The sequence below is a fragment of the Candidatus Fonsibacter ubiquis genome, assembly GCF_002688585.1.
GTDB classification, from domain to species: Bacteria; Pseudomonadota; Alphaproteobacteria; order Pelagibacterales; family Pelagibacteraceae; genus Fontibacterium; species Fontibacterium commune.
In genome coordinates this window covers 326,736-348,906 of the sequence record NZ_CP024034.1, presented here as the reverse complement: position 1 = coordinate 348,906, position 22,171 = coordinate 326,736, and the positions used below count along the sequence as shown (strand labels likewise).

Sequence of the window (22,171 nt, the reverse complement as noted above, 5' to 3'; positions counted from 1 at the left end):
TATATTTTATTAGATTTTTATGGTAAAACAACTACATGTTGTGTTACAAAATCATGAATATACTATTAATAAGTATACTACAATAGAACATTAATAGAACATAGCAAAAAAGTCAAATAAAAAAATTTAATTTTGATAAACCATTAAAAAATAACATTTAATTTTTTTAATGAATTTTAAAAATATTAACATAAATAAAAACGGTTTTAGAGAATACGACGCGAGATGGTTGTATCCAAAGGACATAAACTTAGAAGGCATTAAAAGTTTAGGAATAGGCCTTGGAACACAAATCACAAATAGAACTAAAAAAAATCCAAGAGTAATTGTTGGACATGATTATAGGTCTTACAGTGAAGAAATAAAAAGATCACTAACAAATGGACTAATAGAAGCTGGATGCAAAGTTGAGGATGTGGGTCTATCACTCTCTCCAATGGTATATTTTGCTCAATTTGAATTAAATGCCGATGCAGTAGCCATGGTTACAGCTAGTCATAATGAAAATGGCTGGACTGGAGTTAAAATGGGAATCGAAAAAGGATTAACTCATGCTCCTGAAGAAATGAACGAACTAAAAGATATTGTTCTTAATCAAAAATTTAACTTTGACAAAGGTTCTTATAAAGAAATTAAAGGATTTAAAGAGATATATATCAATAATTTAATATCAAAAAATAAAATAAAAAAAAAAATTAAAGCTGTTGTTGCATGCGGAAATGGAACTGCTGGAGTATTTGCGCCTCAAATCCTAAAGGGAATTGGTTGTGAGGTTGTAGAACTAGATTGTAATTTAGATTTTACTTTTCCTAAATATAACCCCAATCCTGAAGACTTAGAAATGTTACATGCTATCGCAAAAGCTGTAAGAGAAAATAATGCAGACGTTGGTTTTGGATTTGATGGAGATGGAGATAGAGTTGGAGTAATTGATAATAAGGGAGAAGAAATTTTTTCAGATAAAATCGGACTTTTAATAGCTCGAAACCTTGCTCCAAAATATAAAGGATCAAAGTTTATTGTAGATGTTAAATCAACTGGCTTATTTGCAAAAGATAAAATTTTAAAAGAAAATAACTGTGAAACTATATATTGGAAAACAGGACATTCTCATATTAAAAGAAAAGTAAATCAAACTAAAGCGCTTGCTGGATTTGAGAAAAGTGGTCACTTTTTTTTCAATAACCCTTTAGGGTATGGTTATGATGATGGAATAAATTCTGCCCTTCAGGTCTGCCATTTACTAAATGATCAAAATAAAAAAATGAATGAAATAATTAATGATCTACCCAAGACTTATCAAACTCCAACTATGGCGCCATTTTGTAAAGATGAGGAAAAATATTTAGTAGTTGAAGATTTAATTAAACAAGTAGAGTTATTAAAAATTAAAAATACTAAAATAGATAATCAAGCTATTACAGATATATTAACAGTTAATGGGGTTCGTTTTTCATTGGATGATGGATCATGGGGATTAATAAGAGCATCATCTAATAAACCTTCATTAGTTGTGGTAACTGAAAGCCCAACATCTAATGAACGTAAGAAAAAAATATTTGATTTTATTGATAATTTGCTTCAAAAAACTGGAAAAATTGGCGAATACGACCAGAAAATCTAATTTCCTTTAGTCCAATATCCGTAAACACACCGTGTACCATTTCTAGAACAATCAAAGATATCGTTGAGAACACCATCAATGACAACTGTTAAATGCTTTGAGCAAGATACAATGAGTGTACCCATGGGAAGTTCTTCTTTCTTTAAATGAACTTTGCAACCTTGTCCTACAAACATAGTCGGGGTCCACTTCCATCCTAGTTTTTCTAAATATTTATTTAATACTACTCTGTGAGTACCAGATCTTGGACTATCATTTCTCTGCTTTAAACTTCTAGCTAGTTTAGTTCTTGATGTATTTCTAAATTCTTGATTAGCTTTAAATAAATCATCGTAAACTTTTTGGTACGGCATGCCAGTTGCAATAGCGATGGATCTAACTACACAGTCTCCTGCTTGACCTTTAAAACCAGCAGCTGCTCTACCACCATCATTAATTTTTAATTCTAAATTACTTCTTGAAAATAATCTTTTAAAAAACATCAAGAAATATATTATTTACTTAGAAAGGTAATCGATAGCAGACATAAGGCCACCAGATTTATATGGAATTTTATTTTTTTTAAGACCCATTTCTACTCCAGCTAAAACTCCAGCTAACATTAAATCATTAAAATCTCCCAAATGACCAATTCTAAAAACTTTTCCTTTTATTTTATTTAAGCCCATACCTAATGACATGTTAAAATCATCTAATATCATTTTTCTTAAATTATCTGCATCATAGCCATCGGGCAAAAGTACAGCTGTAATTGTATTAGAATACTCCTCTGGATTTTTTGCTAAAATCTCTAAGCCCCAAGCTTTTACTGCAATTCTTGTCGCTTCTGCTAATCTTGCATGCCGTTTAAAAATATTTTCCAACCCTTCCTCCATAAGAATATTTAATGCCTCATCCAAACCGAAAATTAAATTTGTTGAAGGTGTATATGGAAAAAAACCATTTTTATTATTTTCTAACATTGGCTTCCAGTCCCAATATGCTTTTTGCATAGTCGATTTTGAATAAGCATCTAAAGCTTTTTGACTGATAGCATTAAAAGAAAGTCCTGGCGGTAACAAAAGTCCTTTTTGAGATCCGGCAATAGTGACGTCTACTTTCCATTCATCGTGGCGATAATCAATGGAAGCTAATGATGATATTGTATCGACTAATAAAAGAGCAGGATGTTTAGCACTATCCATTGCTTTTCTTATTTTCCCTATATTACTTACAATACCCGTGGCTGTTTCATTATGAAGAACAAGTAATGCTTTAATTTTATGTCCTTTGTCTTCACTTAATTTTTGTTCAACTATTTTAGGATCTGCCCCATGTCGCCAATCTCCTGGAACAAAATCAACTACTAATGAAAATTTTTTTGCTTGTTCTGCCCACAAATAAGAGAATTGGCCTGTTTCAAACATTAAAATTTTATCACCCGGATTAAGAGTATTAACAATTGCTGCTTCCCATGCTCCAGTTCCAGATGCTGGATACATAACAACCGGTTGTGTTGTTTTAAAAATTCTTTTTATTCTATCTAAAACTCTTTTAGCAATTTCAGCAAAATCTGGACCACGATGATCAATCGTAGGGTAACTCATTGCACGCAAAACTCTATCAGGAATATTAGTTGGTCCAGGAATTTGTAAAAAATGCTTGCCAGGTTTGAAAGAGTTCGATTTTGACATGAAGCTATATATAATTAATTTTTAAAAACTGATTAAATATGAAATTAAATCAAAGTTCAATTTCAAAAATAGGAAGAGAACTTCAATCTCTAGTTAAAGGGGAAGTTTTGTTTGATGAGTTTTCAAGGGGAAGATACAGCACTGATGCTTCAATTTATCAAATAACTCCCATTGCCATTATAATTCCAAAGGATACAGACGATGTATTAAGAGTTCTTGAATATTGTAAATTAAATGAACTTCCGATTTTACCAAGGGGTGCTGGCAGTTCACAATGTGGTCAAAGTATTGGTGAGTGTGTTGTTCTTGATTATTCAAAATTTCAAAATCAAATCTTAGATATAAATTTAGATGAAAAAACAGCTTGGGTACAACCTGGATTAGTACTTGATCAATTAAATGCACATTTAAAAAAATACGATTTATGCTTTCCAGTTGACGTCTCGACTAGTAGTCGAGCGACTATTGGAGGAATGACAGGCAACAATAGTTGTGGTTCAAGATCGCTTTATTATGGCAACATGGTTCATAATGTAGAAGCCGTTGAAGCTATTTTAGATGATGGCTCTCTTTATATATTTGAAAATATAAAAAAAGATTATCTCATCACTAAAAATAATAAGAATAGACAGTATAAAATTATAGAAGAACTCATAAAAATTTATCTAAATAATAAACAAGAAATAAATGAAAATTTTCCTAAAACCCAAAGACGTGTAGGTGGATACAATCTAGATCTTATTAATCCAAATGGTTTTAATACCTCAAATATTTTAGTAGGTTCAGAGGGAACGCTGTCTTTATTTAATAAAGTAAAAATAAAACTTTCTCCTATTCCAAAACAAAAAATGCTGGGACTTTGTGCATTTCAAAACTTCAGACAGGCCATGGAAATTACCAAAGAAATTGTAAAACTAAAACCCACTGCTGTTGAGTTAATGGATGACAATCTTTTAAATCTTGCAAAATTGATTCCAATGTTCCAAGGATCAATAAAAAAATACTTCAAAGGCAATCCTGAGGCAGTATTAATGGTTGAATTTATTGATGATAATTTAAATGAAGTAAAACATAAGATTAAAAACTTAGAGTCTTTAATTCTCTCTCAAAATAAAAATAATTTCTTTTCGTTTTATGAAAATTTAACAGATCAAAAAGAAATATTTGAGATGAGAAAAGCTGGCCTTAATATTTTAATGTCACTTAAAGGTGATAAAAAACCTGTTGCTTTTATTGAAGATTGTGCTGTTTCACTTGATCATCTTGCAGATTACACAACTAGATTAAATGAAGTGTTTAAAAAATATAATACAAGCGGTATGTTTTATGCGCACGCTTCTGTTGGCACATTACATGTACGACCTATTATTAATATGAAATCAGAACAAGATATTAAAAATATGCGAAGTATTACAGAAGAAGCATTTCAGATGGTAAAAGAATATAAAGGTGCTCACTCAGGAGAGCATGGGGATGGTATTTTGCGTTCAGAATTTCATGAAATGATGTTTGGTAAAAAATTGGTCAACGCTTTTGAAAGCGTGAAAGATTTATTTGATCATAAAAGTATCTTTAACCCTCATAAAATAGTCAGATCTTACAAACAAAATGACAGATCATTAATGCGTTACAAGGCAGATTATAAAGCTGAAAAAATTAATACTCATTATGATTGGTCAAATTGGGGAGAATTTTCTGATGCAGTGGAAATGTGCAATAACAATGGTGCCTGCAGAAAATTAGATTCAGGCGTAATGTGCCCTTCCTATAGAGTTACCAAAGATGAAAAAGACTTAGTAAGAGGTAGAGCAAACACATTACGTTTAGCACTTTCTAATCAATTACCAAAAGACGCTTTTGTTTCAAAAGAAATGTTTGAAACTATGGAATTGTGTGTAGGCTGCAAAGCTTGTCAAAGAGAATGCCCTATGAGTGTAGATATTTCAAAAATGAAAAGTGAATTTTTATTTCATTACTACAAAAAATTCTCAATGAAGTTAAAAGACAAAATCATTTCAAATATGCCGCAAAACATATGGTTGATTAAATTAATGGCACCTATTTTTAACAATATTAAAAATATTCCTATATTAAATAAAGTTATCGAATGGCTATTTAATTTTTCAACAAAACGAACTATGCCAGAGGTACAAAATATTAACCCACTTAAAGATATTTATTATTCTCAGAAAAACTTTAATAATAAAGTAATTTTGCTTGCAGATACATTTAATATTAATTTTGAAATTCACAATTTAATTTATGCAATCAAAGTTTTAAATAAATTTGATTATAAAGCCATTATTCCAAATTTTGACGATGATTCTTTAGAAAGACCTTTGTGCTGTGGAAGAACTTACATTTCGTACGGTCAACTGGATAAGGCACGAGCTGAAATGCAACGTTTTACAAATTATATCATTAATAATAACTACACTTCAACGCCTGTTGTGGGTATTGAGCCTTCTTGTTTGTTAACTTTTAATGATGAATATAACTCGTTAAAAAATATTGAAAATAAAGAAAAAATTAAAAATAAATTTTATTTAATTGAAGAATTTATATTAGAAAAAATTAAAGATGGTAAAAAAGTATCAACCAATAAATTTTCAAATAACGTATTAGTGCATGGACATTGTCATCAAAAATCGCAAGATAGATTAAAAGGATTATTAGAATTATTAACAACTTTGAATATAAAACATAAACCAATTGAAACGAGTTGTTGTGGGATGGCTGGATCTTTCGGGTATGATGCAAAAAATTATGATATTTCAAAAAAAATGGCACACCTAACTTTGATTCCAACAATTAAAAAGGAATTTAAATACGATGATATAATTGTAGCAAACGGAACTAGTTGCAGAAGTCAGATCTTTGATTTTTCAGATCAAAAACCTCAACATGTATCTCAATTATTATTTAAAATTTTTGAAACAATAAATTAGTTAATTTTTTTCAATTATATTTATTGAATTATGTTTTACTATGTCTAGCATGTAATTTACTTTGCTAACATCGGCATCTCTTACAAGCATATTATCACTTAAATATCTTTTCCAAAAATTAGCTCCATTAATTCCATGAAATAATCCAACCGTATGCCGCATTACTTGGTTAACTCTTGTTCCTTTTTTAACTTCAGTTAGACAATATTCTACAATTTTTTTTACAATTTCTTCCCTTGAAGGAACGTTATTGTTGTTAAATATCTCTCTTTCAATATCTGCTAAAAAATAAGGCGAATGATAAATGGATCTACCAATCATCACTCCATCGACATTGTTTAAATGTTCTTTGATTTGTTCTGTAGTCGTAATTCCACCGTTAATGATTATTTCTAAACTAGGATTGTTATCCTTTATTTGTTTTACAATTTTGTAATTTAATTTTGGTATTCTTAAATTATCTCTTGGGCTTAATCCCTTTAAAATAGCTTTTCTTGCATGCAAAATAATCGTTTTAACGCCTGTGCTAGCTATTTTTTTTATAAATTTATCTAAATATTCAAAATTCTCTACATCATCAAAACCTATTCTAGTTTTAACTGTCACTGGAAGTTTTGTTGAGTTCACCATTCCTAAAAGACACTCTGCAACTAATTCAGGCTCTTTGATTAAACAAGCTCCAAACTTATTCTTTTGAACTTTTTTACTAGGGCAACCTAAATTTAAATTTATCTCATCATAATTATAATCCTCAGCAATCTTTGATACCTCGGATAACTCTTTTACTGAAGAACCGCCCACCTGAAGAGCCACTGGCTTTTCGAATTCACTGAATTCTAGAACGTTTTTTTGCTTACCTTTTAGTATAGCTCCAGTAGCTATCATCTCAGAATATAGCATTACATTTTTACTGATTAATCTTAAAAAATAGCGATCATGCCTGTCTGTGCAGTCCATCATCGGAGCAACGCAAACTTTTCTATTAACTTTTGACATGCTCTTTTAAATTATTCATTATTGAAATTTTACCCTTATTAACAAAATCTTCATGATTTTTAACTATTTTTTCAAGCTCGTAATAGTAATTAACCATTATCCCAAAAGATTCTTTGTATCCATTGGAGGATAAATCAGCATTTATCACAATATCATAAATCGATGCGCCATTATTTAAATGAAAGTTTGCAACTCCGTTTAAAGGTCGATCATTAAATTTTTCTTCTGTTAAGTAATAATAAGTAATTTTTTTTAATGCTTCTTTATTATCTTCAAGTTTTTTATGATTGAAAGAATCAATATTTTCATCTTTTAGAAAATATAATTGACTAGAATTATAATTTTTTAAAATATTTTTTATTTTTACTTCCGGTTGTTTTAAAAACCACGTAGCAAGTCCAGGTATTGGAGATAAAGTATAAAATTGTTTTACCTTTGGAAATTCTTGCTGAATTTCAAAAACAACCCTTTTGATTAGAAAATTTCCAAGTGTTATTTGCTGAAGACCCTTATTTGAATTACTTATTGAGTAAAAAGTAACAGAGTCATAATCATCAACATTACTTAAGTCTCCTTCAGTAATAGCTTGTATAGAATTTCCAACTCCTTTTGTAAAAGCAACTTGAACAAAAATTAAAGGTTCTTTATCTAAAATTGGATGAAAATAGGCATAAAACAATCTATCGTTTTCTAATCTTCTATAAAGGGCCTCTATATTTTTTATTTCATGAACTCTCTCATTCTTAATAATTTTTTGAAGTATATCTGGATCAGTATCTTTCTTTATGCGTGTTAGCTTTAAAAAACCCGGATTGAACCAAGATCTAAATAAATGTCTAAAATCTTTATCTAAACTTTTAAGTTCAGGATGTTTATTTAAAAAATAAATTAAATCCTCTCTCATTTTAACTAAATATTGAGTACCATTAGGAGCAAGATTTAATCGTCTTATTAATTCCTGTCTTTTTCCCTCTGTTGCTTCATTTAATATTTCTAAATTAGTTTCATTATTTTTATCTATGAAAACTTTACAAGCTTTAACAATTATTGAATAATTTGGTTTATATTTCTTATCTATCTGTAAGAAAAAAACTTCTTTTTCTTCTAAACTTAACTTTTCATACAACTGCCAAATTTCTCGAGCAATAGTAATGCCAGAGACCACTCCATCTTCAGATATTAATTGATCGCATAAATCAGTTAGATGTGAAGTTGAGTCTTTTTTTTTTGTAAATAGATTTAAAAAAAGACCTTTACTTCTATCTGCAATAAAATTTAAGAATTTTTTTAAACCCAACATGGGTTTATTATTTCATTACAGTGCTTGGAAGCCAAGTTGCAATTTCAGGAAAAATGCAAAGCAAAACTATTTGTAAAATCATCAATAAAACAAATGGAAATGAACCTTTTAAAATTTTATTAATTGAAATATCTGGTGCAATGCCCTTAATAACAAACAAATTAAGTCCAACTGGGGGCGTGATAAGCCCTATTTCCATATTAATTGTCATAATAACTCCAAACCAGATGGGATCAAATCCTGCTGCTGTAATAATTGGATAGAGAATAGGTGCAGTCATTAATATAATTGCAACTGGTGGTAAGAAACATCCAGCGATTAGTAAAAATATATTTATATAAAGCAATAAAATCCACTTATTAGCTGCAATCTCAACCATTTCTTTTGCTAAAGTTTGAGTAATATAAAGATTAGAAAGAATAAAACTAAAAAGAAATGAGGCGGCTATAATTAGCATAAGCATTACGCTTTCCTTCATTGATTCTTCAAGGATTGCCCAGATATCCTTAAACTTATACATTTTATAAATCACAGCAACCAAGATCACACTAATTAATGCCCCAACCGCTGAAGCTTCATTGGGAGTTGCTATGCCGCCATACAATACATAAAGAACACCAACAACTAATAAAAAAAACGGAATAATTTTTGGTAAAATTTCAAATCGTTGTTTCCAAGAATATTGAATTACCTCAACTTTTTCTGAACCCTCTCTATTAATTCTAGCATAAAATATTGCCCAAATCATAAACAACGCTGTAAGCATAATTCCTGGAATAATTCCTGCTATAAATAGTTTACCAATTGAGGTTCCGGTGGAGATTCCATAAATAATCATAGTGATGCTTGGCGGAATCAAAATTCCAAGTGTACCACCAGCACAAATCGTTCCTGTTGCAAGCTCTGGAGAATATCCACGTTTTCTCATTTCGGGAATTCCCATTTTACCAATTGCAGCACAAGTAGCTGGAGAAGATCCACATAAAGCTGCAAAAATAGAACAGGCGCCTAAATTTGATACAATTAAACCACCTGGAACTTTATTTAACCATCGATCAAGAGCCGAATATAAATCTTTTCCAGCAGGCGAAGCAGCAACTGCAATACCCATAAGTAAAAACATTGGAATAGTAACAATACCAAAGTCTTGCAGACCATTCCAAAACTGCTCAGCTAAAAGCGGAACCCTTCCAAATCCCTCGATGGCTAAAAAAAAAACTGAAGAAACTAATGCTAAACCAAATGCTATTGGTATACCTGTTGCAAGTACTGCTAAAGTTGCAACTACAATCCATAAAGCAAGTGTTAATGGTTCCATTCTTATTTTTTTTCTTGAGTTTCGAATTTATAAATTACTGAAAAAATATCAGCTAAGTATTGTAAAATTAAAATACCCATCCCAAGAGGCAAAAATATATACACTTTCCACATAGGCAAAGCCCATATTGTTGGTGTTTTAATATTTTTTGCCCAAGAATGAGAAAATAATTGAAGGCTTGAATAAAATAAAAAAACTAAAAAAATTAATGATAGGATCGCTGCAATTACCGCTAGGATATTTTTACCTTTTTCACTTAAATAATAAGGAATAAGATCAACATTTACATGACCTTTTTTAAGCAAAACATAAGGTGCACCGATAAATGTAGCAGCTGCTAGAGAAAAAATTACGTATTCAGTTTGCCAAACAGTATTCATTTTAAAAAAATATCTTACAACTACCATTTGAGTTGTCACTAAAACTGCAGACCCAATGAGAATTGTAGAAATTATTCCACAAATTTTTGATAATGAATGAATAAATTTTATAAAGGCGAACATTAAAATATGATTTACTGGCAGATCTTTTGATCTGCCAGTAAATTTAAATTTACTTAACTGCTAATGCTTTTGCGATTAATTGATCGCCACCTTTAACTTTTTCAGCAAACTTCTTATAAGAAGTCTTTTTAGCTAGTGCAATCCAAGCATTAAAGTCGGCTTCAGTCATTTGATGGATCTGAACTCCTTTTTCTTTAAATACTTTTTCCATTTCACTGTCTAATTTTGCTGACTCTTTTGTTATATATTGCTCAGCTTTTTTCCCAGCAGCTAAAATTGCTTCTTTTTGTTTTGGATTTAATTTATCAAATGATTTTTTTGACATTAGAACCGGTTGATACATAAACCAAAGCGCATATTTTCCTGGAGGTGTAATACATTTAACTTGTTCAAATAATTTAAATGATACAAAGCTTTGTGAACTTGTGTTCACAGCGTTTAATACTCCTGTTTGTAAACCTTGATAAACTTCAGAACTAGCCATTGAAGAAATTGAAGCGCCAGCTCCGACTAGCATTTCTTCAAACATAGGGCCAGCTGCTCTAGTTACTTGACCTTTCATTGAGTCAGGATTTGTTACGCATGTTTTTTTTGATGCAAACCCGCCAGCAAACCAAGCATCAGCTAAAACTATTGCGCCCTGATCATTAATCATTTTTTTAATATCCTTCATAAATGGAGAAGCATTAATTCTTTGTGCGTGCTCATGATTTTTTACTAATCCCGGCATTAAAGTAATACTAAACTCTGGAACAAAACCAGCAGCGTAATCTAATGGTAAAGAAACGAGATCCAGTTGACCTTCAACTAAAGGCTTGTATTGCTCCATTGCTTTATAAAGTGACTGACCAGGATAAACTTGAATCTTTACTCCAACATTTGCTTTTTCAACTTCTTTTGCAAGCAGGTTCATCATTTCATCTCGCGCATCACCTTTTCCGCCTGGAAATTGATGAGAAGCTTTTAAAGTAATTTGTGCAAATGAATTGCTAGCTGTAAGTATAAAAAAAATACTAAACAGCGTTGTAAATATACTCTTAATTTTCACGTGTCCCCCCTTATTAATTAATTTTTAATACCTTCTATTGTGATTTGAAAATTGGCTAAGGTCAATATAAGATAAAATTAATGAAGAATAACTCGGGACCATTAAAAGGCATTATTGTTCTTGATTTAACAAGGGTTTTAGTCGGTCCCTACTGTACCATGGTTCTATCCGACCTTGGTGCTCGAATAATAAAAGTAGAAGCTCCCGAAACTGGAGATGATAGTAGAAGTTTTGGTCCATTTATTAAAGATTACTCAGCTTATTTTATGTCTCTCAACAGAGGTAAGGAAAGTATTGCTCTAAATTTAAAAAATAAAGAAGATAAAAAAATATTTGAAAAGATTTTAGCTAAAGCAGATGTATTAGTTGAAAATTTTAGACCCGGCACATTAGATAAATGGGGATACTCCTGGGATATTTTAAAAAAAAAATATCCAAGGTTAATTTATGCTTCAGCTTCAGGATTTGGACAAACAGGACCTTTAAAAAATTTACCTGCTTACGATATGGTTGTTCAAGGAATGGGTGGACTTATGAGTGTAACAGGACAACCTGATGGAAAACCAACAAGAGTTGGAACATCTATAGGTGATATTACAGCAGGACTTTTTACAACAATTGGAATTAATGCAGCTTTATTTGATAGAGAAAAAACAGGCAAAGGTACAAAAATTGATGTGTCAATGCTTGATTGTCAAATTGCAATTTTAGAAAACGCAATTGCAAGATATTTTAGTAGTGGTGAAATTCCAAAACCAATGGGTTCACGCCATCCCTCTATAACTCCCTTTGAAGCTTATAAAACAAAAGACAGCTTTATTATTATAGCAGCAGGAAATGATAAATTATTTGAAAATCTTTGTAATGCTCTAGATTGTAAAGAGTATGTAAAAGATAAAAGATTTATAAATAATAAACTAAGAAATGCAAACGCTGAGGATTTAAAAGTAATTTTAGAAAAATATTTAATTAATGAAGTAACTGATCACTGGATTAAATTATTCACTAAAATGAGTATTCCTTGTGGCCCTATTTATAATATTAAACAAGCAGTAGAAAATCCACAAATTGCATTTAGAAATATGATTGTAAGTTCAGATCATAAAAAAGTTGGAAAATTTAAAATGGCTGGTAATCCAATCAAAATGTCTAATTATAAAGATCCAAAAACGCGCGGTGAAATTCCTGAGCTTGATCAGCACAGAAAAAAAATTTTGAAAGATTTTAAAATTAAGATTTAATTAAGCTTTATCTTCTGTGGCTTCTTTTTCAGGGGTTGCATCTAAAGCTATGTCATCATCAAGATCATCGTCATCTGCTTCAATGGCTTCATTTTCTGATCCAGCTTTAGGTTCTGGAATTTTTCTAGATCTTTTAGATGGAAGTATTGCTTGCCCTGACTTTGAAACTTCGCCTTGATATAAATCTTCAAAAGAATCTCCGTCTGGACTGTCAAAATCCTCTTGTTCAACGGCATCATCGGGATGATCTCTCATTCGATCAATTGTTGACTCTTCTAGTTCTTTTACTGAAACTTTTTTTTCAGCGATTTCTCTTAAAGCTAAAACTGTTCGTTTATCATTATCTACTGGGACCTGTGGAGCATCGCCCACTCCTAATTGCAAAGTTCTCTCTTTTGCTAAAATAACCAAATCGTATTGATTATCAACTTGCTGTAAACAGTCCTCAACAGTTACTCTGGCCATAATTTGAATTGACCCTTTTAATCTTAAAGCTTAAATAAATCAAGTTTTATAAAGATTTAAGAGCGTTATATTAAGTGATCAATTTAACAAACGATTAATAGGAGCGTAAATGGCTAAAGTTACTTTTTTAGGTCTTGGTGTAATGGGTTATCCAATGGCACGTCACATAGCAAAGGCAGGTCATGATGTTACAGTTTATAACCGAACAACTGCAAAAGCTGAAAAATGGGTTAAAGAATTTGGCGGAAAATTTGCAAAAACTCCAAAGGATGCAAGTAAAGATTCTGATTTTATATTTTGCTGTGTTGGAAATGACAATGATTTAAAAGAAGTGACCTTAGGTTATGAAGGAGCATTTCATTCGGTAAAAAAAGGTGCTGTGTTTATTGATAACACAACTGCATCTGCAAAAATTGCGCGAGAATTATTTAAGGCTGCAAAAGAAAAAAGTTTTGGATTTTTAGATGCGCCAGTTTCTGGCGGGCAAGCCGGTGCAGAAAACGGCCAATTAACTGTTATGATTGGTGGAGAAAATAAAGATTTTGAAAAAGCTCAAGATGTTATCAAATGTTATAGTAAAAAAATGAAAGTATTAGGTCCAGCTGGAAGTGGTCAGCTTGCTAAGATGGTTAATCAAATATGTATTGTTGGACTAGTTCAGGGTTTATCTGAAGGAATCCGGTTTGGTCAAAACGCAGGATTAAATATGGAAGATGTAATTGAGGTTATATCCAAAGGTGCTGCCCAATCTTGGCAAATGGAAAATAGATATAAAACTATGATTCAAGATAAGTTTGATTTTGGCTTTGCAGTTGATTGGATGAGAAAAGATTTGGGAATTGCCATGGAAGAAGCAAAAAATAATGGTTCTGACCTTCCAATAACTAAAATCATCGATGGTTATTACGCTGATGTACAGAAAAATGGTGGCAATCGATTTGATACATCAAGCTTGATTACTCGACTTAAAAAAAAATAAATTAGTAAGAGTGATAAAGGATATTCCTGATTATTATAATAATATTAATTTAATATTAGATGAAATCTGGACTCTCTTACAAAGAGGTGTAGTCGATAGAAATGAAGATTTTAGATTACCCGTTGTCATTGCTAACTCTGATGAAGGTGCAGATGGTAGAATTGTTGTGTTACGGGGAGCTTTTAAAGATAAAAATATCTTAAGATTTCATACAGATTATCGATCACCAAAAATTGAATATCTAAAAAAAAATAAAAAAATTTATTTTGTATTTTATAGTAAAAAAAGAAAAATACAGGTTCGTGCTGAAGGAACTGCCACCATTCATAAAGATAATGAAATTGCAAAGCAAGCATGGACTAAAACGCAAATGATGAGCAGAAAATGTTATCTATCGCCACAGGCTCCTGGAGATTTAATTAGTGAGTCTGCCTCTGATTTATCAAAAGATATGGGTGGCAATGTTCCAACCTTAGAACAAAGCGAAATTGGGTATAAAAATTTTTGTGTAGTTGAGAGTAAAATTAAAAGTTTTGAATGGCTATATTTAGCCTCTCAAGGTCATCGCCGAGCTAAATTTTTAATTGATGAAAATAAAAATACTTGGCTAGTTCCTTAAATTTTTTTTAAATCTTTTACGTATCTCTTCCAATTGTCTATATAATGCTGAGCATTTTCAGTAATCGCTTTTTTTTCTTCCTCTGTGACTTGTCTAATTACTTTTCCGGGACTACCCATAACTAAAGAATTATCCGGAATTTTTTTTCCTTCAGTAATTAAGCTATTAGCGCCGATAATACAGTTATTCCCAATGACACTATTATTTAAAATTGTTGAACCAATACCAATCAAACTATTATCCATAATAGTACAGCCATGTAGCATCACCAAGTGACCAACTGTTACCATCTTGCCAATTTTTAAAGGGAAACCTTTATCAGTATGCAGAACACAATTGTCTTGAATATTACTGCCCTCACCTACAGTGATATTTTCAATGTCTCCCCTGAGAACTGCGTTAAACCAAACACTTGAGTCATTTTTTAAAGTTACATCACCAATTATATTTGCAGTTGGAGAAACCCAATATTTTCCATCACCTTTTAATCTTTTATTACCCAGTTCAAAAATCATGTTATATTCATAACAAATATTCCAAATAGTAAAATAAAATTATGTCTCTAACAGAAACGCCGGTATGTAATTTTGGAGAAAAAATAAAAGATTTTAAATTAATATCGACTGAAGATACATTTATTTCACTTAAAGATATCAAAGGTCAAAATGGGACCTTAATTATGTTTATTTGTAACCACTGTCCTTATGTAAAAGCGATAATAAGAGAATTAGTCGACATAACTAATAAACTAGCAAAAATTGACATTAATTCAGTGGCAATAATGTCGAATGATGTAAATAATTATCCTGAGGATAGTTTTGAGAATATGAAAAAATTTGCAAAAATAAATAATTTTAAATTTCCATATTTATATGATGAAACTCAAAACATTGCTCAAAATTTTGGAGCGGTATGTACTCCAGATTTTTTTGGATATAATAAAAATAATGAACTGCAATATCGCGGTAGATTTACAGAAATGAAAAATCTCAAACCAGTATTAGATAAAAAAAATGATCTTTTAAATGCAATGGAATTAATTGCTGAAACTTCAAATGGTCCTAAGCAACAGTTTCCTAGTATGGGCTGCAATATAAAATGGAAAAGATAATTAAATGATTGTTATAACAACAAGAAGTTATCCCCCAAAACTTGGCGGCATGCAAAGTTTAATGGGAGGTCTTGCGATACATTTAAACAATCTTCATCCAATTAAAGTTTTAGCAGACTCATTCTCTGGCGATCAAGACTATGACATAAAAAATAATTTTGAAACTAATAGAATGGGGGGTCTTAAAATATTAAAAAAATATAGAAAATTTAATCTTTTAAAGGAAATTATTAAAAATAATCCAGTTAAAGCTATAATTGCTGATCATTGGAAGAGTATTGAATTAATTACTGAGGATATATCACATAAAATTCCAATTTTATGTCTTATCCACGGCAAGGAAATTAATCATCCAACTAACTCATCTATAAACAGAAGGTCCATAAATGCCCTAGCAAAAACAAAACATATTATTGCAAATTCAGAATTTACAAAAAGTTTAGCAACTGAAAAAGGTTCTGATGGAAGTAAAATCCACGTGATAAATCCTGGGATTAATGAACCACAAACCATTAGCTCAGAAGCAAATCAACAAGCTGAGACAATATTTAAAAATTGCGATATTAAAATCATCACTGTCTCTAGATTTGATAAAAGAAAAGGAATTGATTTTTCCTTATTAGCTCTAAAAAATATTCAATCAATCTATCCAAATTTTAAATATGTAATCGTTGGTAGTGGAGATGAGGAGGAAAATTTAAAGAAAACCACTGAAAATTTAAATTTAGAAAACAACGTCACATTTCTTAAAAATATAAGTTCAGAATTAAAGAATGCTCTAATTAAAAATTCTAATATTTTTTTAATGCCTGCAAGAATTGAGGGAACCTCGGTTGAAGGTTTTGGAATTAGTTATATTGAAGCTGCAAGTTATGGAATTCCATCCATTGCTGGAAAAGATGGTGGAGCCCCCGATGCAGTCAAACATAATCAAACTGGTTTATTATGTAATGGATATGATCACTCTGAAATTTATGATGCTTTAAAAAATATAATTCAAAATAAAAAATATTTAGAATTAGGAAAAAATGCAAAAGAATTTGCTAAGCAATTTTACTGGAAAGAAATAATTAAAAAATACGCAGATCTTCTTAATTTGTAATAGAACTTTTAATTAAAGCATAAACTCTATCAGCAAAAAGTGATTTTAAATCCATGGTCTGAAGCGCAATAAACTTTTCTCTCTCAATTGAAACTTTTTCAGGGGTTGTGTGAGGACCAAACAATGCAAAGCCTCTAGCACCAAGATGAGCTGTCATATGAGCTGGTCCTGTATCATTTGCAATAACAAGATGTGATTTTTTTATTAATGAGGCAAGTTCAAAAAAATTTAACGCTGAATTATTATTCAAAGCTATTTTAATATTAAAACTTTTAGCTTCAACTATTTCATCTGGTCCAGGCGCAACAACCAATTCAAATTCTGAGTGATTTTTTTTTATTAAATTTATTAGCTCAGAAAAATACGGCCATCGTTTATGAATTAAATCTTTAGAACAGAAGGGAAAAAATAAAATATATTTTTTATCAGTATCAAGATTATAATTATTAGCCTTCTCCGCTGCCCAGCTAAAATCTGGCTTTAAAGTATAACGAGTTTGAATATTTGATTTTCTTAACTGTTCATCAAACCTTTGTAAAACTGAACTATTATATTTGCTTTCTGGAATGTCTTTAGAAGAAGACCAATCACCAATATTAAAAATAAATTTTCTATAAAAATTTGTCCTATTTGAATTTTGTAAATCGTAAACTTTTGTAAAATTTAGAGAGTTTATAAGTTTTCTTAATTTTAAAAGATAAAATATATTATATCTAGGAAGTCTTTCATCTTCCAAACAAGAATCAACATAGGGACAATTTTTAAATAAATTTAAATATTTAGAAGTGGTTAAAATTGTAATTTTTTCATTCTTATGATGCTCTCTTATGTCTTTTAGAGCTCCAGAAATTTGAACAACGTCTCCAAGAGAACCAAGTTTTATAATTAAAATATTTGACATATATTATAAAAGAACATTATTGATTAATTATGAAAATTACAAAAAAAATTTACTCTGAAATATCCGCTGGTGAGTTATTCGATAAAATCTCAATTCTTGAGATAAAAAAAAATAAAATCAAAGACAAAAACAAAAGGAATATTATCTTAAAAGAACTTAGTTCGTTACAAGAAACTGCATCTAAAAATATTAAAAAATCAAAATCAATTATAAAATTATATAAAAAACTTAAATCTATTAACCTTAAATTGTGGAAAATTGAGGACGATATTAGAGATTGTGAAAGAAAAAATAATTTTGATAGTAAATTTATAAAACTTGCAAGAGCAGTATATTTTACTAACGATGAAAGATCACGCGTCAAAAATAAGATTAATAGCCTAACAAAATCTAATATTTCTGAAGTAAAAAGCTACAAGAAATATTAATTTGATTTTAGACTTGGTATTTTAGCTCTTAATTTATTTGGAAGATTTTCATCTATTCTTGCAATAATAAAACCTTCTCCTTTTTCTTTTTCTTTTAATATTTCACCATCTGGAGAAATAATTAAAGAATGACCATAAGTTAATCTATCGTTGTAATGTTTTCCTGTTTGCGCTGCTGCAAAAACATAGGAAAAATTTTCAATAGCTCTAGCTTTTAATAAAGTATGCCAATGTTTTTCGCCTGTTGTTTTTGTAAAAGCTGAAGGAACCGTTATAAAAATTGCACCTTTTTTTGCAAGGTCTCTATATAAATTTGGAAAGCGAACATCATAACAAATACTAAAACCTAACAAACCCCAAGGTAATTTAGCTAATACTTTTTTTTTGCCAGCTAAAAATTTTTTTGACTCCTCATATTTTTCTTTATTTGAAAGTTTAACATCAAACATATGAATTTTATCATAGTAATTTGCAATTTTTCCATTTGAATTAAAAAGTACAGATCTGTTGGCTAGTAATTTTTTAGATAACTTTATTGGCAACGATCCAATCAAAATCCATTTTTTATAACTTTTTGAAATTCTACTTATAGATTCTAAAAAAAAATTATTGTTCATCTGTTCTGCCTTTTCTAAAAGCTCACTGTGATCTAATGTAAATAATGAAGTATTTTCTGGAGTAATAATTAAATCAGCTTTCTTCTTAATAGAATTTATTATTAAATCTGTTGTTTTTTCTAAATTAGAAAAAACGTTATTATCTGATGTGAGTTGAATACATGAAACGTTAAACATAAATTTACTATTTGGTAGCGGGAAGTGGGATCGAACCACCGACCTCAGGCTTATGAGTCCTGCGCTCTAACCAACTGAGCTACCCCGCCATAACTGGTTTCTACCAATAAACATTTCATCCAGCAAGTTTACAATCTACTTTTCTCCAATAATATGCAAAAAAACTTTTCTTATCTGCTGTTCAATTCTGTGTTCAAATAAATATATCCCCTGCCAAGTTCCAAGGACTAATTTATTATTATTTATACTCAAAGTTAAATTACTATTAGTCAATGAAGACTTGATATGTGCGGGCATATCATCTTTTCCTTCTGTATTGTGGATATATAAATCTTCATCCATTGGCACTAATTTTTCATAAAAATTTAAAATATCTTTTTGGACATCTTCATCAGCATTTTCTTGAATAATTAATGAAGCACTTGTATGTAAAATTGATATATTTAAAATTCCATTTGCGATCTTAGATCGATTTATAAAATTTAATATTTTTTCTGTAATTTTAATTAATTTAATACCATTTGTTTTAATACTTAATTCCTCAAAGGATTGAGTAAACATTTGATGTTTATTAGAATTTAGGATTATTTTATTAACGCTAAAGCTAATCCAACAACAAGACAAAAAATTAAAGCTACAATAATTCTATTGTGAATTTTTTTATCGTATTTATCTCTTGAATTTTTTTCAAGAACCAAAGTTCTAATATCTGCTTTATTCTTTTTATCAAAATCAGATCGGTAAAAAACTTCTGAATTATCTTTAAAAATCCCCATGACCGCTGTTAAATCATAACTGTTAAAAAAATCAAATTTTATCTAAAAACGCTCTTGTCTTTGCTTTTGGTTTTGGTAATTAATTTGGATACAAACTTTAAATAAAAACATGGGATACCCAAAAAAACATAGAGGCCGAAGAAAAGTTGGCTCAAAAATAAGAAGAAATAGAAGAAGAAATAAAAAGAAATAGTTTCTTTTACTCTGTAGCTCTTATCCAGCCACCTCCAAGAACTCTTACGCCTAATTGGTTGGGTTTATAAAAAACACATGCCTGACCTGGAGATACTCCATACTCACTCTTTTCAAAAGAGACCATGCCAGTATTAACATCAAGCTTTGACTCTATAAGTTTTCCAGTGGATCTAACTTTAACAAATATTTTTTCATTAAAATCACTATTCTTATCTGAGAGATAATTAATATCTTCAACTTTTAATCTTTTTATTTCTAATTCTTCTTTCTTTCCAATTATCACTTCTTTTGTTTTTGGATTAATTTTAATTACATAGTAAGGAATTTCTCCAGAAATTTTTATTCCTTTTCTTTGTCCTATAGTAAAATTAATAATTCCCTCATGTTTTCCTAAAATATTTCCCTTGGTGTCAATAATATTTCCAGATTCATGCGCCTCTGGTCTTAAACGTTCGATAACAGAGACATAATTACCATTAGGCACAAAGCAAATGTCTTGGCTATCAGGTTTATCAGCAACTTCTAAATTTAGTTTTTTTGCAATATTCCGTGTCTCTTCTTTTGGCAGATCGCCAAGGGGAAAATGTAAGTAATTAAGTTGCTCTTGCGTTGTTGCGAATAAGAAATAGGTTTGATCGCGGTTTAAATCCTTTGGTCTGTACATTTTAGATATTTTATTATCTATAATTTTTTTTACATAATGACCGGTAATTAATGCATCAGCTTTCAAATTCTTAGCTGATTCAAATAAATCTCTAAACTTAACGGTTTGATTACAATTTACACAAGGAATAGGCGTTTCGCCTCTCAAATAAGAATCTGCAAATTTTTCAATAACTTCGTTTTTAAATTTACTTTCGTAATTTAAAACATAATGATCAATATCTAATTTTTCTGAAACTCTTTTTGCATCGTAAATATCTTGACCAGCGCAACAAGTTCCTGGCTTTTTATTAATTTGCGCATAATCATAAAGTTGCAAAGTCATACCAATTACCTGATAACCATTCATTTTCATCAAGCCTGCAACAACGGATGAGTCAACACCACCAGACATAGCAACAACAACTTTTGTCTCATTTGGTGGTTTGTCCAATCCTAATAAATTATTATTAGATTTTGTTTTAAGTAAAGTTGTCATAGTAATATTTTGAAACTATTACATTATAGAAATAAATAAGTATAAATAAAAAATGATTTTTGATTATGAACCAGGAGACTATGTTATCAATCCTAAAAATAAAGAATGGGGAACTGGTCAAATCCAATCTATTATTAAAAACGTTGTCACAGTAAACTTCGAAAACGCTGGAAAAAAAACAATTATTGCAGACAAAGTTTTGTTAGAAAAAATAAATGTTAAGAATTAATTTAAAAAAAATAACAGAAGATCTAATTCCAAGTTTTTATTTAGCTGGAAAAGAAAGCATTAAACTTTCAGGAAAAAATCTAAAAATTACAATAAAAAAAGACAATACCCCTGTTACAAATGGTGACTTAGCAGTAGATAAAATATTACAAGATAAAATATCTAAACTAACCCCAAATATTCAAATAGTTTCTGAGGAAAATGTTAATGAAATTAAGAAATTTGATAATAACAATTTTTGGCTGATTGACCCAATTGATGGAACTCGTGAATATATTAAAAATAAAAATGAATATACTTTAAATGCTGCATTAATTTTAAATAAAAAACCTGTAATTGGAATAATTTATGCGCCAAAACTTAAAAGATTATTTTATTCATATGGAAAAAATTATGCTTTTGAAATTAATAAAGATTTAAAAAAAAAGTTAAATTGTAAAAAATTATCTAAAAAAAATGAAATTTTGGCTTTATCTAATAGTCTAACGCCCTCTGATATTATTTTAAATATTCACCAAAAATATGATGTTACAAAATTTGTAAAATGCTCAAGTTCATTAAAATTTTGTCTTATAGCAGCTGGCGAGTTTGATATTTACGCAGCAAGAGCTAGAGCAAAAGAGTGGGATATAGCTGCAGGACATGCAATTGCTGAACATGCCGGGGCTATACTGACTACCTTTTCTGGAAAAAAAATTATTTATGGAAAAAAAGATTTTGCAAATCCAGCTTTGATATTAAGAAGGTCAGAAAATTTGCTAGTTTGATATTATTTAATATA

General features: G+C 29.9%; 24 protein-coding genes and 1 tRNA gene. 10 read left to right on the top strand and 15 right to left on the bottom strand.

Annotated features, from left to right (window positions below; all coding sequences use genetic code 11):
* Positions 1-169: 169 nt before the first annotated feature.
* Positions 170-1,624 (top strand): phosphomannomutase/phosphoglucomutase, encoded by a 1,455-nt coding sequence (locus CR143_RS01950; RefSeq protein ID WP_099340170.1) that lies wholly within the window; start codon positions 170-172, stop codon positions 1,622-1,624.
* Here CR143_RS01950 and CR143_RS01945 read toward each other — a convergent pair.
* Positions 1,621-2,109: a hypothetical protein gene (locus CR143_RS01945; RefSeq protein ID WP_099340169.1), complete on the bottom strand. Its 489-nt coding sequence runs from the start codon at positions 2,107-2,109 to the stop codon at positions 1,621-1,623. The genes CR143_RS01950 and CR143_RS01945 overlap by 4 nt on opposite strands.
* A 12-nt stretch (positions 2,110-2,121) precedes the next feature.
* Complete coding sequence (locus tag CR143_RS01940; protein WP_099340168.1) at positions 2,122-3,297, bottom strand: pyridoxal-phosphate-dependent aminotransferase family protein; 1,176 nt, start codon at positions 3,295-3,297, stop codon at positions 2,122-2,124.
* A 38-nt stretch (positions 3,298-3,335) separates the two neighbouring features.
* On the opposite strand from CR143_RS01940, the gene CR143_RS01935 reads away from it, so the two are divergent.
* Positions 3,336-6,245, top strand: coding sequence for an FAD-binding and (Fe-S)-binding domain-containing protein (locus tag CR143_RS01935; protein WP_099340167.1), 2,910 nt, complete (start codon positions 3,336-3,338; stop codon positions 6,243-6,245).
* On the opposite strand, the gene dusA is transcribed toward CR143_RS01935, so the two are convergent.
* From dusA to dctP, 5 genes are read right to left on the bottom strand one after another with little or no spacing between them, the layout of a single operon-like run.
* Positions 6,246-7,241: a tRNA dihydrouridine(20/20a) synthase DusA gene (gene dusA / locus CR143_RS01930; RefSeq protein ID WP_099340166.1), complete on the bottom strand. Its 996-nt coding sequence runs from the start codon at positions 7,239-7,241 to the stop codon at positions 6,246-6,248.
* Positions 7,228-8,541 (bottom strand): malonyl-CoA decarboxylase domain-containing protein, encoded by a 1,314-nt coding sequence (locus CR143_RS01925; RefSeq protein WP_099340165.1) that lies wholly within the window; start codon positions 8,539-8,541, stop codon positions 7,228-7,230. The genes dusA and CR143_RS01925 overlap by 14 nt, the downstream gene beginning before the upstream one ends.
* Before the next feature lie 7 nt (positions 8,542-8,548).
* On the bottom strand, positions 8,549-9,859 hold the full coding sequence (locus tag CR143_RS01920) for a TRAP transporter large permease (protein ID WP_099340164.1): 1,311 nt from the start codon (positions 9,857-9,859) through the stop codon (positions 8,549-8,551).
* A gap of 2 nt (positions 9,860-9,861) precedes the next feature.
* A complete protein-coding gene (locus CR143_RS01915) occupies positions 9,862-10,362 on the bottom strand; it encodes a TRAP transporter small permease (protein WP_099340163.1) in 501 nt (166 codons plus the stop codon).
* A gap of 49 nt (positions 10,363-10,411) precedes the next feature.
* Complete coding sequence (gene dctP / locus CR143_RS01910) at positions 10,412-11,410, bottom strand: TRAP transporter substrate-binding protein DctP (protein WP_099340162.1); 999 nt, start codon at positions 11,408-11,410, stop codon at positions 10,412-10,414.
* An 80-nt stretch (positions 11,411-11,490) separates the two neighbouring features.
* Between dctP and CR143_RS01905 the strand changes: the two genes are divergently transcribed.
* Complete coding sequence (locus CR143_RS01905) at positions 11,491-12,651, top strand: CaiB/BaiF CoA transferase family protein (protein ID WP_099340161.1); 1,161 nt, start codon at positions 11,491-11,493, stop codon at positions 12,649-12,651.
* Here CR143_RS01905 and rpoZ read toward each other — a convergent pair whose 3' ends face one another.
* Complete coding sequence (rpoZ, locus tag CR143_RS01900) at positions 12,652-13,116, bottom strand: DNA-directed RNA polymerase subunit omega (RefSeq protein WP_099340160.1); 465 nt, start codon at positions 13,114-13,116, stop codon at positions 12,652-12,654. It abuts the gene before it with no gap.
* A 109-nt stretch (positions 13,117-13,225) separates the two neighbouring features.
* Between rpoZ and CR143_RS01895 the strand changes: the two genes are divergently transcribed.
* Entirely contained in the window at positions 13,226-14,095 is an 870-nt protein-coding gene (locus CR143_RS01895) for an NAD(P)-dependent oxidoreductase (RefSeq protein ID WP_099340159.1), read from the top strand.
* A 10-nt stretch (positions 14,096-14,105) separates the two neighbouring features.
* Positions 14,106-14,714: a pyridoxamine 5'-phosphate oxidase family protein gene (locus CR143_RS01890; protein ID WP_099340158.1), complete on the top strand. Its 609-nt coding sequence runs from the start codon at positions 14,106-14,108 to the stop codon at positions 14,712-14,714.
* Here the strand turns inward: CR143_RS01890 and CR143_RS01885 are convergent.
* Complete coding sequence (locus tag CR143_RS01885) at positions 14,711-15,229, bottom strand: gamma carbonic anhydrase family protein (protein WP_099340157.1); 519 nt, start codon at positions 15,227-15,229, stop codon at positions 14,711-14,713. The two genes, CR143_RS01890 and CR143_RS01885, sit on opposite strands and share 4 nt — an antisense overlap.
* 41 nt (positions 15,230-15,270) lie before the next feature.
* Between CR143_RS01885 and CR143_RS01880 the strand changes: the two genes are divergently transcribed.
* Positions 15,271-15,825 (top strand): thioredoxin family protein, encoded by a 555-nt coding sequence (locus CR143_RS01880; protein ID WP_099340156.1) that lies wholly within the window; start codon positions 15,271-15,273, stop codon positions 15,823-15,825.
* Positions 15,826-15,829: 4 nt separating this feature from the next.
* On the top strand, positions 15,830-16,927 hold the full coding sequence (locus CR143_RS01875; protein WP_099340155.1) for a glycosyltransferase family 4 protein: 1,098 nt from the start codon (positions 15,830-15,832) through the stop codon (positions 16,925-16,927).
* On the opposite strand, the gene CR143_RS01870 is transcribed toward CR143_RS01875, so the two are convergent.
* Complete coding sequence (locus tag CR143_RS01870; protein WP_099340154.1) at positions 16,917-17,828, bottom strand: glycosyltransferase family 9 protein; 912 nt, start codon at positions 17,826-17,828, stop codon at positions 16,917-16,919. The genes CR143_RS01875 and CR143_RS01870 overlap by 11 nt on opposite strands.
* Positions 17,829-17,857: 29 nt before the next feature.
* Here CR143_RS01870 and CR143_RS01865 point away from each other — a divergent pair, with 29 nt between their 5' ends.
* Positions 17,858-18,256, top strand: coding sequence for a DUF6165 family protein (locus CR143_RS01865; protein ID WP_099340153.1), 399 nt, complete (start codon positions 17,858-17,860; stop codon positions 18,254-18,256).
* On the opposite strand, the gene CR143_RS01860 is transcribed toward CR143_RS01865, so the two are convergent.
* The 5 genes from CR143_RS01860 to mnmA form a co-directional block, all read right to left on the bottom strand.
* A complete protein-coding gene (locus tag CR143_RS01860; protein ID WP_099340152.1) occupies positions 18,253-19,050 on the bottom strand; it encodes a carbon-nitrogen hydrolase family protein in 798 nt (265 codons plus the stop codon). The genes CR143_RS01865 and CR143_RS01860 overlap by 4 nt on opposite strands.
* Before the next feature lie 12 nt (positions 19,051-19,062).
* Positions 19,063-19,139, bottom strand: a tRNA-Met gene (locus tag CR143_RS01855).
* A 46-nt stretch (positions 19,140-19,185) separates the two neighbouring features.
* A complete protein-coding gene (locus tag CR143_RS01850; RefSeq protein ID WP_099340151.1) occupies positions 19,186-19,611 on the bottom strand; it encodes a secondary thiamine-phosphate synthase enzyme YjbQ in 426 nt (141 codons plus the stop codon).
* A 23-nt stretch (positions 19,612-19,634) separates the two neighbouring features.
* Positions 19,635-19,826: a hypothetical protein gene (locus CR143_RS01845; RefSeq protein WP_099340150.1), complete on the bottom strand. Its 192-nt coding sequence runs from the start codon at positions 19,824-19,826 to the stop codon at positions 19,635-19,637.
* A gap of 199 nt (positions 19,827-20,025) precedes the next feature.
* Positions 20,026-21,162 carry a tRNA 2-thiouridine(34) synthase MnmA gene (gene mnmA, locus CR143_RS01840; RefSeq protein ID WP_099340149.1) on the bottom strand — a complete coding sequence of 379 codons (1,137 nt, stop codon included), beginning with the start codon at positions 21,160-21,162 and terminating at the stop codon, positions 20,026-20,028.
* A 52-nt stretch (positions 21,163-21,214) separates the two neighbouring features.
* On the opposite strand from mnmA, the gene CR143_RS01835 reads away from it, so the two are divergent.
* Together CR143_RS01835 and CR143_RS01830 are read left to right on the top strand one after the other, a co-directional pair.
* A complete protein-coding gene (locus CR143_RS01835) occupies positions 21,215-21,391 on the top strand; it encodes a DUF3553 domain-containing protein (protein WP_099340148.1) in 177 nt (58 codons plus the stop codon).
* Complete coding sequence (locus CR143_RS01830; protein ID WP_099340147.1) at positions 21,378-22,157, top strand: 3'(2'),5'-bisphosphate nucleotidase CysQ family protein; 780 nt, start codon at positions 21,378-21,380, stop codon at positions 22,155-22,157. Before CR143_RS01835 ends, CR143_RS01830 begins: the two co-directional genes overlap by 14 nt.
* Positions 22,158-22,171 lie beyond the last annotated feature (14 nt).

What these genes read in the sequence shown, in the direction of transcription:
- CR143_RS01950 (WP_099340170.1), top strand. Translation starts at nt 170, where the DNA reads ATGAATTTTAAAAATATTAACATAAATAAAAACGGTTTTAGAGAATAC.
- CR143_RS01940 (WP_099340168.1), bottom strand. Translation starts at nt 3,297, where the DNA reads ATGTCAAAATCGAACTCTTTCAAACCTGGCAAGCATTTTTTACAAATT.
- CR143_RS01935 (WP_099340167.1), top strand. Translation starts at nt 3,336, where the DNA reads ATGAAATTAAATCAAAGTTCAATTTCAAAAATAGGAAGAGAACTTCAA.
- dusA (WP_099340166.1), bottom strand. Translation starts at nt 7,241, where the DNA reads ATGTCAAAAGTTAATAGAAAAGTTTGCGTTGCTCCGATGATGGACTGC.
- CR143_RS01925 (WP_099340165.1), bottom strand. Translation starts at nt 8,541, where the DNA reads ATGTTGGGTTTAAAAAAATTCTTAAATTTTATTGCAGATAGAAGTAAA.
- CR143_RS01920 (WP_099340164.1), bottom strand. Translation starts at nt 9,859, where the DNA reads ATGGAACCATTAACACTTGCTTTATGGATTGTAGTTGCAACTTTAGCA.
- CR143_RS01915 (WP_099340163.1), bottom strand. Translation starts at nt 10,362, where the DNA reads ATGTTCGCCTTTATAAAATTTATTCATTCATTATCAAAAATTTGTGGA.
- CR143_RS01905 (WP_099340161.1), top strand. Translation starts at nt 11,491, where the DNA reads ATGAAGAATAACTCGGGACCATTAAAAGGCATTATTGTTCTTGATTTA.
- rpoZ (WP_099340160.1), bottom strand. Translation starts at nt 13,116, where the DNA reads ATGGCCAGAGTAACTGTTGAGGACTGTTTACAGCAAGTTGATAATCAA.
- CR143_RS01895 (WP_099340159.1), top strand. Translation starts at nt 13,226, where the DNA reads ATGGCTAAAGTTACTTTTTTAGGTCTTGGTGTAATGGGTTATCCAATG.
- CR143_RS01885 (WP_099340157.1), bottom strand. Translation starts at nt 15,229, where the DNA reads ATGATTTTTGAACTGGGTAATAAAAGATTAAAAGGTGATGGAAAATAT.
- CR143_RS01880 (WP_099340156.1), top strand. Translation starts at nt 15,271, where the DNA reads ATGTCTCTAACAGAAACGCCGGTATGTAATTTTGGAGAAAAAATAAAA.
- CR143_RS01875 (WP_099340155.1), top strand. Translation starts at nt 15,830, where the DNA reads ATGATTGTTATAACAACAAGAAGTTATCCCCCAAAACTTGGCGGCATG.
- CR143_RS01870 (WP_099340154.1), bottom strand. Translation starts at nt 17,828, where the DNA reads ATGTCAAATATTTTAATTATAAAACTTGGTTCTCTTGGAGACGTTGTT.
- CR143_RS01865 (WP_099340153.1), top strand. Translation starts at nt 17,858, where the DNA reads ATGAAAATTACAAAAAAAATTTACTCTGAAATATCCGCTGGTGAGTTA.
- CR143_RS01860 (WP_099340152.1), bottom strand. Translation starts at nt 19,050, where the DNA reads ATGTTTAACGTTTCATGTATTCAACTCACATCAGATAATAACGTTTTT.
- CR143_RS01850 (WP_099340151.1), bottom strand. Translation starts at nt 19,611, where the DNA reads ATGTTTACTCAATCCTTTGAGGAATTAAGTATTAAAACAAATGGTATT.
- CR143_RS01845 (WP_099340150.1), bottom strand. Translation starts at nt 19,826, where the DNA reads ATGGGGATTTTTAAAGATAATTCAGAAGTTTTTTACCGATCTGATTTT.
- mnmA (WP_099340149.1), bottom strand. Translation starts at nt 21,162, where the DNA reads ATGACAACTTTACTTAAAACAAAATCTAATAATAATTTATTAGGATTG.
- CR143_RS01835 (WP_099340148.1), top strand. Translation starts at nt 21,215, where the DNA reads ATGATTTTTGATTATGAACCAGGAGACTATGTTATCAATCCTAAAAAT.
- CR143_RS01830 (WP_099340147.1), top strand. Translation starts at nt 21,378, where the DNA reads ATGTTAAGAATTAATTTAAAAAAAATAACAGAAGATCTAATTCCAAGT.